This is a genomic window from Pseudomonas entomophila (genome assembly GCF_013523165.1).
Taxonomy (GTDB): Bacteria; Pseudomonadota; Gammaproteobacteria; order Pseudomonadales; family Pseudomonadaceae; genus Aquipseudomonas; species Aquipseudomonas entomophila_A.
Genome location: NZ_JAAMQI010000010.1, coordinates 84984 through 99115, shown reverse-complemented (window position 1 = coordinate 99115; position 14132 = coordinate 84984). Strand labels below are relative to the sequence as shown.

Genomic DNA, 14132 nt, shown 5'->3' with positions numbered 1-14132 from the left:
GCGGCGCCTGACATGGCCCTATCGCTGGCAAGCCAGCCCACCAGGGCCATTACAGCCTGCCAGAAAGCACAGGCTACACACCCTCCTGTGGGAGCGGGCTTGCCCGCGATGAGGTCGCCTGATGCACCCCCAGCACCGACCGGCCAGGCGCCGAACTCAGAGCGGGAACACTTCATCCAGCAGGTTATACATGGCCCGGAACGCCCGCGCCGAGGTGCGGGGGTCGTACTGGGTCTTGCCGGGCACGTTGGCCTCCGGATCGGTGAACGAATGCACCGCGCCACCATAGCTGACCAGTTGCCAATCGACATGGGCGGCGCTCATTTCCTGCTCGAACGCCGGCAACTGCTCCTTGGGAACCAGCGGATCGTCCGCCCCGTGCAGCACCAGCACGGCACCTTTGATACGTCGGGCATCGGACGGGTCGGGCGTGTCCAGCGTACCGTGGAACGACACCGCTGCCTTGAGCTCGGCACCGGCACGCGCCAGTTCCAACGCGCAGCAGCCACCGAAGCAGAAGCCGAAGGCGGCGACCTGACCCGGCTCCAGCACAGCCTGGGACTGCCCGAGCAATTGCGCCAGTGCCGCCTGCATGCGCGCGCGCAGCTCGGCACGATCGTCCTTCAGGGGCATCATGGCCGCCGCAGCCTCATCGGCATTGGAGGGTCGCACCGATTGCCCATACAGGTCGGCGATCAAGACCACATAGCCCTGCTCGGCGACCTCCCGGGCTATACGCTCGGCGCCTTCACCGATCCCCATCCAGTTCGGCGCCATGATCAACGCCGGGCGGGGTACGCCATCCTGCTCATAGGCCAGACGGCTTTCGTAGGCCTGACCGGCGACGTGGTACTTCAGCGATTCGATGATTACCTTGCTCATACCATTTCTCCTGATCCATGAAAAAGGCCCGCTTGGGCGACACGCAACGTGTCACCCAGGCGGGCCTCTCGTACGTCAGACGTCAATTCAAGCAGACAGCTCGACCAACAGCTTGTTCAGGCGGCGCACGTAAGCGGCCGGATCCTTGAGGCTGTCGCCTGCGGCCAGGGCAGCCTGGTCGAAGAGGATGTGCGACAGCTCGGCGAAGCGGTCTTCGCTCTGCTCGTGATCGAGCTTCTCGATCAGCGGATGCGTCGGGTTGAATTCGAAGATCGGCTTGGACTCCGGTACCTTCTGGCCGCTGGCCTCGAGGATCTGGCGCATCTGCAGCCCCAGGTCCTGTTCGCCGATGGCCAGGATCGCCGGCGAGTCGGTCAGGCGGTGCGAGACGCGCACTTCGGCCACGCTGTCACCCAGCGCGCCCTTCAGGCGCTCGACCAGCCCTTCCTTGTCCTTGGCGACTTCTTCCTGGGCTTTCTTGTCTTCCTCGGAATCCAGCTGACCCAGGTCCAGGTCGCCACGGGCCACGTCGACGAACGACTTGCCGTCGAATTCGCTCAGGTAGCTCATCAGCCACTCGTCGATACGGTCGGTCAGCAGCAGCACTTCGATGCCTTTCTTGCGGAAGACTTCCAGGTGCGGGCTGTTCTTGACCTGTGCGTAGGACTCGCCGGTGAGGTAATAGAGCTTGTCCTGCCCTTCCTTGGCGCGCGCCAGGTAGTCGGCCAGGGAGACGCTCTGCTCGCCGCTGTCGTCATGGGTCGAGGCGAAGCGCAGCAGGCCGGCGATCTTCTCCTTGTTGGCGAAGTCTTCGGCCGGGCCTTCCTTGAGGACCTGGCCGAAGTTCTTCCAGAAGCCCTTGTACTGCTCGGGTTCGTTCTTGGCCAGTTTCTCCAGCATGTCCAGCACGCGCTTGGTCAGCGCCGACTTCATCGAATCGATGATCGGGTCTTTCTGCAGGATCTCGCGCGAGACGTTCAGCGACAGGTCGTTGGAATCGACCACGCCTTTGATGAAGCGCAGGTACAGCGGCAGGAAGGACTCGGCCTGGTCCATGATGAACACGCGCTGCACGTAGAGCTTCAGGCCGCGGGGCGCTTCACGCTGGTACAGGTCGAACGGTGCACGGGCCGGCACGTAGAGCAGCGAGTTGTACTCGAGCTTGCCCTCGACCTTGTTGTGGCTCCAGGCCAGCGGGTTTTCGAAGTCGTGACCGATGTGCTTGTAGAACTCCTGGTATTCCTCGTCCTTGATCTCGGTACGCGGACGGGTCCACAGGGCGCTGGCGCGGTTGACGGTTTCCCATTCCTGGGCTGGCGTCTCTTCGCCTTCGGCCGCTTCGGCCTGCTCCTTGGGCAGCTCGATCGGCAGCGCGATGTGATCGGAGTACTTCTTGATCACGTTGCGCAGGCGCCAGCCATCGGCGAAGTCCTGCTCGTCCTTCTTCAGGTGCAGGACGATACGGGTACCGCGCTCAGGCTTGTCGATGGTGGCGACTTCGAACTCGCCTTCGCCCTTGGAGGACCAGTGCACACCCTCGGACGCAGGCGTACCGGCGCGGCGGGTGTAGACGTCGACCTGGTCGGCGACGATGAACGCGGAGTAGAAGCCCACGCCGAACTGACCGATCAGGTGCGAGTCCTTCTTCTGGTCGCCGGTCAGGTTCTTCATGAAGTCGGCGGTGCCGGACTTGGCGATGGTGCCCAGGTGCGCGATGACGTCATCGCGGTTCATACCGATGCCATTGTCTTCCAGGGTGACCGTGCCGGCCTCCTTGTCGAAGCTGACGCGGATCTTCAGCTCCGAGCCGTCTTCGAGCAGCTCAGGCTTGGCCAGGGCTTCGAAGCGCAGCTTGTCGGCGGCGTCCGAGGCGTTGGAGATCAGTTCCCGCAGGAAGATTTCCTTGTTCGAGTACAAGGAATGGATCATGAGGTGCAGCAGCTGCTTCACCTCGGTCTGGAAGCCCAGGGTTTCTTTTTGAGTATCCACACTCATGGTCTTCAAACTCCGATCAATGGCAGATGTCGCCACACGCAGGGGCTGCATGTTGGCGCGATGACTTTCAGATGGGGGCAGGCGAAGGCTTTTCAAGTGCACGCGGTGTCGAGGTGCGAAAACCGGACCGGCATCATCGGCCATGTAGGCCGGCAAAGCCGCGTGCGACGGCTGCCGAGCGTCGCTCGAAAGAAAGCGCGAACAGGTCACTCAGATATCTTTCGACACGGTGGAACTAATGCCACAGGGCCAAGCTCGAAGGAACAACTCACTTATTCAACAAGGAGAAACACCCATGCGTAAACCTTTTGCTTTTGCTCTGATGCTGGCTGCTGCCATGGGCCTGGCCGCGTGCGATAAGGCAAGCGAAAACAAGGCGCAAGATGCACAAGAGCACCGTGAAAATGCTCAAGAAAAAATGAACGACGCTCAGGACAAAGTGAACGACGCCGCTGAAGAAAACGCCGAAGCCGCCAAAGACCAGGCTGAAGCCAACCGCAAGGCCGCTCAAGAAGCTTCGCCGAACACCACCGCTCCGGTGACTGCTCCGGCCGAGCCTGCTCGTCAGTAAGCCGACACGCCGTTCGAAAAAACCCGACACTGTCGGGTTTTTTTATGGGCGCTCATTACCCTCCTCGTTCACCGATCAGGGTGAGACAGGCTCTTTGCCAGGCTCGGAAAGACGCATCTCCGTCGGCGTGAAGACCATGACCGACAAGACGTCCGAATGGAACTCCCGGCGATACAGGATGAAGACCACACCGATGCTCATCGCCATGAACAACCACGGGCTGATGAACCAGCTCAACATCACCATGCCGAAATAATACGAGCGCAGGCCGAAGTTGAACTGGTTGGCCGCCATGGACAATACACGCGCGGCTCGGGTGGCGAAGGCCTGGCGCTCGAGTTCGCTGACATTGCGCTCGCTGATCATCGGCGCCGACCCGACCAGGGTGGCGGCGAAGTTGTATTGGCGCATGCACCAGCTGAAGGTGAAGAAGGCATAGACGAAGACGGTCGCCAGGCACAACAGCTTGAGTTCGGACACCCCTTGCGAGGTGGGCTGAACGAACGGCAGATCGGCCAGCAACGACAGCGCGCGGTCGGAAGCGCCGAGCACGGTCAGGATACCGGCCAGGATGATCAGGGTGCTTGAGGCGAAGAACGAGGCGTTACGCTCCAAGTTGCCGATCACGCTGGCGTCGGCGATGCGGTTCTCGCGCAGCAGCATGCGGCGCATCCAGTCGTGCCGGTACAAATGCAGGACACTGGCCAGGCAGGCCGTGTCGCGGGCCTTCCAGCTGGCATAGCGGGTATAGCCGGCCCAGCAGGCGATGAACCAGCCGGCGGCGAGCAGGTTGGCCAGGTTGTCGTATAGGTAGTCCATGGTGTTCTCGTGCGTGTTCGGTGCAGGTGGTGGCGTCGGCATTCGACACTGGGAAGGTCGCGAACGCCACCCAACGGACATAAAAAAACCCCGCCTCAGCACGAGACGGGGTTGGATCGGTTCACGAACGTACGCAAAAGGGCTTGTGGCCCGCGCCGTTCGGGCTACCCATCAGACCAGCACGTGCCGGGGCTTGCCGAGCATCAGGTCGATGACGCACACCACGGCGAGCATCGCGACCGACGGGACGAGCCAGGCCAGGTTCTGCTCGCTCAGCGGCAGCTGATTCACGATGTCCGGCAGGTACACTTTCAGGCCGGTGCCCTTGAGCGCATCGATCAGGCCGAAGACCAGCGAAACCAGCATGACCGGGCCGAAGATACGCGCAGGCGACTTGAACAGGCCCTTGCAGAAGCTCAAGGCCACCACCACGATGCACGGCGGGTAGATGGCCGTCAGTACCGGCACCGAGAACAGGATCAGCTTGGTCAGGCCCAGGTTCGAGACCAGCAGCGAAAAGCCTGCCAGGATGACTACCAGCGTGCGGTAGGACAACGGCAGCACCTGGCTGAAGTACTCGGCGCAGGCGCACGTCAGGCCGACGGCGGTGACCAGGCACGCCAGGGCGATCAGCACGGCCAGGAAACCACTGCCCAGCGAGCCGAAGGTGTGCTGTACATAGGCATGCAGGACGGCCGCGCCATTGCTGGCACCGGCAGCGATCGCATGGCTGTCGGACCCCAGGCGGAACAGGCTGACGTAGACCAGGGCCAGGCCGACCCCGGCGATCAGGCCGGCAATGATGGCGTAGCGGGTGATCAGCTTGGGCGACTCGACGCCACGCGAGCGGATCGCGTTGACGATGACGATGCCGAAGACCAGCGCGCCCAGGGTGTCCATCGTCAGATAGCCGTTGATGAACCCGTTGGAGAACGGCGCCGCCACGTATTCCGGCTGCGCCTCACCGACGCTGCCTGCCGGCAGCATGAAGGCCGCAATGCCCAGGGCCGCCAGGGCGACGATCTTCAAAGGCGCAAGGAAACGGCCCACGGTGTCGAGCAGCTTGCCGGGGTACATGGACACGGCCAGCACGATCAGGAAGTAGACCAGGCTGTAGATGAACAGCGCCGTCGGGCTTTCGCCGGTCAGTGGGGCGATGCCCACTTCGAAGGACACGGTCGCGGTGCGCGGCGTGGCGAACAGCGGCCCGACCGACAGGTAGCACACGGCCGCCAGCAGCCCGCCGAAGAACTTGCCGATCGGGCTGCTCAGGGCGTCCATGCCGCCACCGACCTTGGCCAGGGCGATCACCGTGATCACGGGCAGGCCGACGGCCGTCACCAGGAAGCCGAGCGCCGCCATCCACACGTTCGGACCGGCTTGCAGGCCGACGATGGGCGGAAAGATGATGTTGCCCGCACCGACGAAAAGCGCGAACGTCATGAAACCAAGTGCCAGGATGTCCTGGCCTTTTAAGACTTTCATCGAAAGAAGTACCACACTGCTGAAATCGGGGTTCGAGAGGGGAATTCCCATGGGATAGCGGGAATGCTGCCCGGCTTGGTTGAGCCAGACCCGTTTAGCGTGTCGTCCCCTTTTGGGAGACGGGCACAGAGTGGCGCGTAGGGTACCGAATTTACCGGCCGAACGCACTGAAACAGTGACGGGGTGCGTCACGTACAGCGCCCTCGCCCTCTGTGCTGATGGCGATGGGGGCTATTATCGAGTGTTTGGCGGCAGTGTCTGTCAGAAAATTCCTATCATGGTGATAGAGACCCAATACCCCTGAACGCAAAAGGCCACCCGAAGGTGGCCTCTCGACTGCGTGGGGGTGCTGCTTAGTGCTTGGCTTGCCAGCCCGTCAGCTCGGCCAGAGCCTTGCCGATGTCGGCCAGCGAACGGACGGTTTTCACACCGGCGTCCTGCAGGGCAGCGAACTTCTCGTCGGCAGTGCCTTTGCCGCCGGAGATGATCGCGCCCGCGTGGCCCATGCGCTTGCCGGCAGGTGCAGTCACACCGGCAATGTAGGACACGACTGGCTTGGTCACGTGGGCCTTGATGTAGGCCGCCGCTTCTTCTTCGGCCGAACCGCCGATCTCACCGATCATGACGATCGCTTCGGTCTTCGGGTCTTCCTGGAACAGCTTCAGGATGTCGATGAAGTTCGAGCCTGGGATCGGGTCACCGCCGATGCCGACGCAGGTCGACTGGCCGAAGCCGGCGTCGGTGGTCTGCTTGACGGCTTCGTAGGTCAGAGTGCCGGAACGCGACACGATACCGACCTTGCCTGGCAAGTGGATGTGACCTGGCATGATGCCGATCTTGCACTCGCCCGGGGTGATGACGCCTGGGCAGTTCGGGCCGATCAGGGTCACGCCTAGCTCGTCGCACTTGACCTTGGCGTCCAGCATGTCCAGGGTCGGGATGCCTTCGGTGATGCAGACGATCAGCTTGATGCCGCCCAGGGCCGCTTCCAGGATCGAGTCCTTGCAGAACGGAGCCGGTACGTAGATGACCGAAGCGTCGGCGCCAGTGGCTTCGACGGCTTCTTTCACGGTGTTGAACACCGGCAGGCCCAGGTGAGTGGTGCCGCCCTTGCCCGGGGTCACGCCGCCGACCATCTGGGTGCCGTAGGCAATGGCCTGTTCGGAGTGGAAGGTGCCCTGCGAGCCGGTGAAGCCCTGGCAGATGACCTTGGTGTCTTTATTGATCAGGACGCTCATTACTTGCCCTCCGCAGCTTTGACAACTTGTTGAGCAGCGTCGGTCAGGCTGGTTGCAGCAATGATGTTCAAACCGCTTTCTGCCAGTACTTTAGCGCCCAGTTCGGCATTGTTGCCTTCCAGACGGACGACCACCGGTACCTTCACGCCGACTTCTTTCACGGCGCCGATGATGCCTTCGGCAATCATGTCGCAACGAACGATGCCGCCGAAGATGTTGACCAGCACGGCCGCGACATTGCTGTCGGACAGGATGATCTTGAAGGCCTCGGTCACACGTTCCTTGGTGGCGCCGCCGCCGACGTCCAGGAAGTTGGCCGGCTTGCCGCCATGCAGGTTGACGATGTCCATGGTGCCCATGGCCAGGCCAGCGCCGTTGACCATGCAGCCGATGTTGCCTTCGAGGGCAACGTAGTTCAGTTCGAACTTGGCGGCATGGGCTTCACGGGCGTCGTCCTGCGACGGGTCGTGGAAGGTCTTCAGCTTGGGCTGACGGTACATGGCGTTGGCGTCGATGTTGATCTTGGCATCGAGGCAGTGCAGGTCGCCATCGGCCTTGATCACCAGCGGGTTCACTTCCAGCAGGGCCAGGTCGTGATCCTTGAACAGCTTGGCCAGACCGACGAAGATCTTGGCGAACTGGGTGACCTGCTTGCCTTCCAGGCCCAGCTGGAAGGCCAGCTCGCGGCCCTGGAACGGCTGAGCGCCGACCAGTGGATCGATGGTGGCCTTGAGAATCTTCTCAGGCGTGTCGTGCGCGACTTTCTCGATGTCCACGCCACCTTCGGTGGAGGCCATGAACACGATGCGACGGCTCGAACGGTCGACGACCGCGCCCAGGTACAGTTCCTTGGCGATGTCGGTGCAGGATTCGACCAGAATCTTGGATACCGGCTGGCCGTTGGCGTCGGTCTGGTAGGTCACCAGGTTCTTGCCCAGCCACTGTGCAGCGAACGCCTTGGCGTCTTCCTTGCTACGGACCAGCTTGACGCCGCCCGCCTTGCCGCGACCACCGGCGTGGACCTGGGCCTTGACGACCCACTCGCTGCCACCGATCTTGTCGCAGGCTTCTGCGGCTTCTTCAGGGGTGTCGACTGCGAAACCCTTGGAAACTGGCAGGCCGTATTCAGCGAACAGCTGCTTGCCCTGATACTCGTGAAGATTCATGCTTTTTACCGTCTTCGTTAGTACTGCGCTTCGGCGCTGCCCCATCGCTGGGGCCGCACCACCTGTGACCGCTTGCCCTCGGGTGATCCCTCGGGCCCGGTCCGGCGGACATTCCGCGGTGAGTCGTGCACGCAAGACTCACGACGGGCAGACCGCCGTGGTTTCTTATGATTAACGCTTCTTACGGTTGGCAACGTGAATGGCACCGCCATTCACCGCCAGCGCGGCTTCGTGCAGCGCTTCGGACAGGGTCGGATGGGAGAAGACCATCATGCCCAGGTCCTCGGCGCTGGTGCCGAATTCCATGGCGATCGCGCCCTGCTGCACCAGTTCTGCAGCCGATGGGCCGATCACGTGAACGCCCAGGACACGGTCGGTCTTGGCGTCGGCGATGACCTTGACGAAACCACCGGTGTCGTTGGCCGCCATCGCACGACCACTGGCCGCGAACGGGAAGGTGCCCACGTTAACCTCAACGCCTTCGGCCTTCAAGGTCTGCTCGGTCTTGCCGACCCAGGCGATTTCCGGGTGGGTGTAGATGACGGACGGGATGAGGTCGTAGTTCATTTGAGCCTTGTGGCCCTTGATGCGCTCGACGACCATGATGCCCTCTTCCGAGGCCTTGTGCGCCAGCATCAGGCCACGCACCACGTCGCCGATGGCGAACACGCCCGGGACGCTGGTCGCGCACTGGTCGTCGACGTAGATGTAGCCACGCTCGTCGATGTCCACGCCGCTGTCGCTGGCCAGCAGGTCGGTGGTCACCGGACGGCGGCCGACGGCCACGATCAGACGGTCGAAGGTGATCTTCTGCTCGCCGTTGGCGTCGGTGTAAGTCACTTCGACTTCGTCGCCGTTGACCTGGGAACCGGTCACGCGGGCGCCGAGCTTGATGTCCAGGCCCTGCTTGGTGAGGATCTTCTGGGCTTCCTTGGACACGGCAGCGTCAGCGGCCATCAGGAAGGTGTCCAGGGCTTCGAGCACGGTGACCTGAGCACCCAGGCGCGACCAGACCGAACCCAGCTCCAGGCCGATGACGCCAGCGCCGATCACGCCCAGGCGCTGCGGCACCTGCTGGAATTCCAGCGCGCCGGTGGAGTCGACGATGACCTTCTGGTCGACCGGTGCCGGTGGAATGTCGATCGGACGCGAGCCGGAGGCCAGGATCACGTTCTCCGCTTCGATGATCTCGGTGGAGCCGTCCGGCTTGGTGACTTCGACCTTCTTGCCGGCCAGCAGCTTGCCGTGGCCCTGGATCGAGGTGACGCCATTGGCCTTGAACAGCGTGGCAACGCCGCCGGTGAGGTTCTTGACGATGTTGGCCTTGCGGCCGACCATCGCCGGTACGTCCATCTTCACTTCACCCGTGGAGATCCCGTGTACGTTGAAGCTCTCTTTGGCTTCCTTGTACTTCCAGGAACTGTCCAGCAGGGCCTTGGAAGGAATGCAACCCACGTTCAGGCACGTGCCGCCCAGCGCCTGCTTGCCCTCGGCGTCGGTGTACTTCTCGATACAGGCAGTGGTCAGACCGAGTTGGGCGGCCTTGATGGCGGCCACGTAGCCGCCAGGACCTGCACCAATCACTACCACATCGAATTTCTGGGTCATAAGGGATTCCTTTTCAGCAACAAGCTACAAGCGGTGAGCGGCAAGCTGCAAGACGATCCGCTTCGACGTGAAGCTTGACGCTTGAGGCTTGCAACCCACCGCTGTGTGATTAGATGTCCAGCAGCAGGCGGGACGGATCTTCCAGCAGGTTCTTGATGGTCACCAGGAAGGTCACGGCCTCTTTGCCGTCGATCAGGCGGTGGTCGTAGGACAGCGCCAGGTACATCATCGGACGGATGACCACCTGGCCATTGACCGCCATCGGACGCTGGAGGATGTTGTGCATGCCCAGGATCGCCGCCTGTGGCGGGTTGACGATCGGCGTGGACATCATCGAGCCGAATGTACCACCGTTGGTGATGGTGAAGGTACCACCGGTCATTTCTTCGATGGCCAGCTTGCCGTCACGGGCCTTCTTGCCGAAGGTGGCGATGCCGTTCTCGATTTCGGCCAGGCTCATCTGCTCGGCGTTGCGCAGCACCGGTACCACCAGGCCACGGTCGCTGGACACGGCCACGCCGACGTCGGCATAACCGTGGTAGACGATGTCGTTGCCATCGATCGAGGCGTTGACCGCCGGGAAGCGCTTGAGCGCCTCGGTGGCTGCCTTGACGAAGAACGACATGAAGCCCAGGCGTACGCCGTTGTGGGTCTTCTCGAACAGGTCCTTGTACTTCGAACGCAGCGCCATGACTTCGGTCATGTCGACTTCGTTGAAGGTGGTCAGCATGGCCATGTTCGACTGGGCTTCGACCAGGCGCTCGGCGATCTTGGCGCGCAGACGGGTCATCGGCACGCGTTTCTCGGTACGGTCGCCACCGCTGGTGACCACCGGTGCCGACGCAGGCGCGGCAGGCTTGGCGGCAGGCGCCGGAGCCGACTTCTTGTTGGCGATGGCCGCGACCATGTCTTCCTTGGTCACGCGACCGCCTTTGCCGGTACCGCTCACGGTCGCCAGGTCGATGCCGTTCTCTTCGGCCAGCTTGCGGGCGGCCGGTGCTGCGATCGGGTCGTCTTCGCCCGCCTCGGCTGCGGCGCTCGGCGCGGCAGCAGCAGGGGCAGCGGCCGGTGCAGCCGAAGGGGCGGCGGCAGCGCCGCCCTCCACGATCGAGCCCAGGACTTCGTCGGACAGGACGGTGTCGCCCTCGCCCTTGACGATGTCACCCAGCACACCATCGGCAGTTGCCAGGACTTCCAGCACCACCTTGTCGGTCTCGATGTCGACGATCAGTTCGTCGCGCTTGACCGCTTCGCCCGGCTGCTTGTGCCAGGTGGCAACGGTGCCGTCGGCGACCGATTCCGGGAAGGTTGGGGCTTTGATCTCGATAGCCATTCTCAGGTTTCCTTAAATACGGTTTCTTGTGCGAAGCATCAGACAGTGAAGGCGGCTTGCAACAGGCGTTCCTGCTGCTCGGCGTGCATCGACGCGTAACCACAGGCAGGCGCGGCGGACGCGTCGCGGCCGGCGTACTCCAGAACCAGCGACGGATCGAGGCGGTTCAGGATACGGCGCATGTGGTGCTGGCTGCTGTACCAGGCGCCCTGGTTCATCGGTTCTTCCTGGCACCACACCGCATGCTTGAGCTGGGTGTAGGACGAAAGAATCTCGACCAGGTCGTCCTCGGGGAACGGGTACAGCTGTTCGATACGCAGGATAACCGTGTCTTCACGACCTTCGGCACGACGTTTTTCCAGCAGGTCGTAGTAGACCTTGCCGCTGCACAGCACCAGGCGCTCGACCTTGGCCGGGTCGAGGGTGTCGACTTCCGGAATCACCGTCTGGAACGAGCCTTCGGCGAGGTCTTCGAGGGTCGAGACCGCCAGCTTGTGACGCAGCAGCGACTTGGGCGTGAGCACCACCAGCGGCTTGCGCAGCGGGCGGATGACCTGACGACGCAGCAGGTGGTAGATCTGCGCAGGCGTGGTCGGTACGCAGACCTGGATGTTGTGCTCGGCGCACAGCTGCAGGTAGCGCTCCAGGCGCGCGGAGGAGTGCTCCGGCCCCTGCCCTTCATAGCCGTGCGGCAGCAGCATGGTCAGGCCGCACAGGCGACCCCACTTGTGCTCGCCACTGGTGATGAACTGGTCGATCACCACCTGAGCGCCGTTGGCGAAGTCGCCGAACTGCGCTTCCCAGATCACCAGCGCGTTCGGCGTGGTGGTCGAGTAGCCGTATTCGAAGGCCAGGACCGCTTCTTCGGACAGGAACGAGTCGTACAGCTCGAAGCTCGGCTGGCCCGGGAAGAGGTTCTGCAGCGGCAGGTAGGTGCTGGCGTCCTTCTGGTTGTGCAGCGCGGCATGGCGGTGCGAGAAGGTGCCGCGGCCCACGTCCTGACCGGTGATGCGTACCTGGTGGCCTTCGAACAGCAAGGTCGCGTAGGCCATGGTCTCGGCGTAGCCCCAGTTGATCGACAGGCCACCGGCCTGCATCTTCTGGCGATCTTCGTAGATCTTCGAGACCTGGCGCTGGACGACGAAGCCGTCGGGCAGCGTCAGCAGCTTGCCGGAGAGGTCCTGCAAGGTCTTGAGGTCGAAGCGCGTGTCGTGGCGGGCGGTCCAGGTGTGGCCCAGGTACGGGCGCCAGTCGACGAACAGCTCGCGGTTCGGCTCCTTGACCAGGCTCTTGACCACGTGCAGGCCGTTGTCCAGCGCGTTGCGGTAATCGTCGATCTTGGCCTGAGCGCGCTCGGCTTCGATGCGACCTGCAGCGATCAGCGCTTCGGCGTAGAGCTCGCGGGTGGTGCGTTGCTTGCCGATCTGCTGATACATCAGTGGCTGCGTGCCGTTGGGTTCGTCAGCCTCGTTGTGGCCGCGACGGCGGTAGCAGACCAGGTCGATGACCACGTCACGCTTGAACTGCATGCGGTAATCGATGGCCAGCTGGGTGACGAACAGCACCGCTTCGGGGTCGTCGCCGTTCACGTGCAGGATCGGCGCCTGGATCATCTTGGCGACGTCGGTGCAGTACTCGGTGGAACGCGAGTCCAGCGGGTTGCTGATGGTGAAACCGACCTGGTTGTTGATCACGATGCGCACGGTGCCGCCGGTCTTGAAACCGCGGGTCTGCGACATCTGGAAGGTTTCCATGACCACGCCCTGCCCGGCTACCGCGGCGTCGCCGTGGATGGTGATCGGCAGGACCTTGTCACCGACGCGGTCGTTGCGGCGGTCCTGGCGGGCACGAACCGACCCTTCGACCACAGGCGAGACGATCTCCAGGTGGGAAGGGTTGAAGGCCATGGCCAGGTGGACTTCGCCACCGGTGGTCATCACGTTGGAGGAGAAGCCCTGGTGGTATTTCACGTCACCGGAGCCCAGCTCGTTCATCTTCTTGCCTTCGAACTCGTCGAACAGCTCGCGCGGGCTCTTGCCGAAGGTGTTGACCAGCACGTTGAGGCGGCCACGGTGGGCCATGCCGATGACCACTTCCTTGGTGCCGTAGGAACCGGAACGCTGGATCATCTCGTCGAGCATCGGGATCAGGCTTTCGCCGCCCTCGAGGCCGAAACGCTTGGTACCGGGGTACTTGGTGCCCAGGTACTTTTCCAGGCCCTCGGCGGCGGTCACGCGCTCGAGCAGGTGGCTTTGCACCTCGGCGGAGTAATCAGGACGACCACGGACGCTTTCCAGGCGCTGCTGGAACCAGCTGCGCTGCTCGGAATCGACGATGTGGGTGAACTCGGCGCCAATGGTGCGACAATATGTCTTCTCGAGGGTCTCGAGGATTTCGCGTAGGCTCGCCTCCTCTTTGCCGATGTACAGGTCGCCGGCACGGAAGGTCGTATCAAGGTCGGCATTGGTCAAGCCGTAGTGATTGATCGACAGGTCAACAGGCGCAGGACGCTGCCACAACCCCAGCGGGTCGAGTTTTGCAGCCTGATGGCCGCGCATGCGGAAGGCCTGGATCAGTCGCAGCACCTCGACCTGCTTCTTCTCGTGCTCACTGCTCACGCTCCCGGCAGACACCGGCTGGGCGCGGCGCTGGTTCTTCGCCAGCAGCACAAAATGATCACGGATCGCGGAGTGCGGAACATCGGTAGCGGTGCTGCCTTCGGCGGGCAACTTCTGGAAGTAAGTGCGCCACTCTTCTGGCACGGCGTTAGGGTCGTGCAGGTAAAGCTCGTAGAGCTCTTCCACATATGCAGCGTTACCACCTGAAAGGTGGGCGCTTTCCCACATGCGCTGCATCACGCTTTCTTGCATGCTTGGTCACCCTCGGTTAGGGGACGATCGACAAGAGCCAGGGAGCGCCTGAAAAAGCCCGAATACAGCGGCTCAATCATGCCACCGAGGATCCTGCAGATTTCCGGGTACCAGCCCGGAAGCCCCTGCTGGTCTCATAGCTTCATGGGTAATGAGCGGGGCCTT

10 protein-coding genes are annotated in these 14132 nt (G+C 62.8%); 1 reads left to right on the top strand and 9 read right to left on the bottom strand.

Annotated elements, in window-relative coordinates:
- Window positions 1–156: 156 nt before the first annotated feature.
- Window positions 157–882, bottom strand: a complete 726-nt coding sequence (locus tag G7Z99_RS10545; RefSeq protein WP_181093645.1) for a dienelactone hydrolase family protein — start codon at window positions 880–882, stop codon at window positions 157–159.
- A gap of 87 nt (window positions 883–969) precedes the next feature.
- Window positions 970–2877 (bottom strand): molecular chaperone HtpG, encoded by a 1908-nt coding sequence (gene htpG, locus G7Z99_RS10540; protein WP_181093644.1) that lies wholly within the window; start codon window positions 2875–2877, stop codon window positions 970–972.
- Window positions 2878–3172: 295 nt separating this feature from the next.
- Between htpG and G7Z99_RS10535 the strand changes: the two genes are divergently transcribed.
- The gene (locus G7Z99_RS10535) at window positions 3173–3448 is read left to right on the top strand and encodes a hypothetical protein (RefSeq protein ID WP_060394207.1); all 276 of its coding nucleotides are present in this window, start codon (window positions 3173–3175) and stop codon (window positions 3446–3448) included.
- A gap of 75 nt (window positions 3449–3523) precedes the next feature.
- Here G7Z99_RS10535 and G7Z99_RS10530 read toward each other — a convergent pair whose 3' ends face one another.
- The 7 genes from G7Z99_RS10530 to G7Z99_RS10500 form a co-directional block, all read right to left on the bottom strand.
- Window positions 3524–4267 carry a DUF599 domain-containing protein gene (locus tag G7Z99_RS10530; RefSeq protein WP_181093643.1) on the bottom strand — a complete coding sequence of 248 codons (744 nt, stop codon included), beginning with the start codon at window positions 4265–4267 and terminating at the stop codon, window positions 3524–3526.
- A gap of 171 nt (window positions 4268–4438) precedes the next feature.
- A complete protein-coding gene (brnQ, locus tag G7Z99_RS10525) occupies window positions 4439–5752 on the bottom strand; it encodes a branched-chain amino acid transport system II carrier protein (RefSeq protein WP_181093642.1) in 1314 nt (437 codons plus the stop codon).
- Between the two features lie 353 nt (window positions 5753–6105).
- Entirely contained in the window at window positions 6106–6990 is an 885-nt protein-coding gene (gene sucD / locus G7Z99_RS10520) for a succinate--CoA ligase subunit alpha (RefSeq protein WP_181093641.1), read from the bottom strand.
- The gene (gene sucC, locus G7Z99_RS10515; RefSeq protein WP_181093640.1) at window positions 6990–8156 is read right to left on the bottom strand and encodes an ADP-forming succinate--CoA ligase subunit beta; all 1167 of its coding nucleotides are present in this window, start codon (window positions 8154–8156) and stop codon (window positions 6990–6992) included. Before sucC ends, sucD begins: the two co-directional genes overlap by 1 nt.
- 171 nt (window positions 8157–8327) lie before the next feature.
- Window positions 8328–9764, bottom strand: coding sequence for a dihydrolipoyl dehydrogenase (lpdA, locus tag G7Z99_RS10510; protein ID WP_181093639.1), 1437 nt, complete (start codon window positions 9762–9764; stop codon window positions 8328–8330).
- Window positions 9765–9873: 109 nt separating this feature from the next.
- The gene (odhB, locus tag G7Z99_RS10505; RefSeq protein ID WP_181093638.1) at window positions 9874–11097 is read right to left on the bottom strand and encodes a 2-oxoglutarate dehydrogenase complex dihydrolipoyllysine-residue succinyltransferase; all 1224 of its coding nucleotides are present in this window, start codon (window positions 11095–11097) and stop codon (window positions 9874–9876) included.
- A gap of 38 nt (window positions 11098–11135) precedes the next feature.
- A complete protein-coding gene (locus G7Z99_RS10500) occupies window positions 11136–13967 on the bottom strand; it encodes a 2-oxoglutarate dehydrogenase E1 component (protein ID WP_181093637.1) in 2832 nt (943 codons plus the stop codon).
- Window positions 13968–14132: the final 165 nt, after the last annotated feature.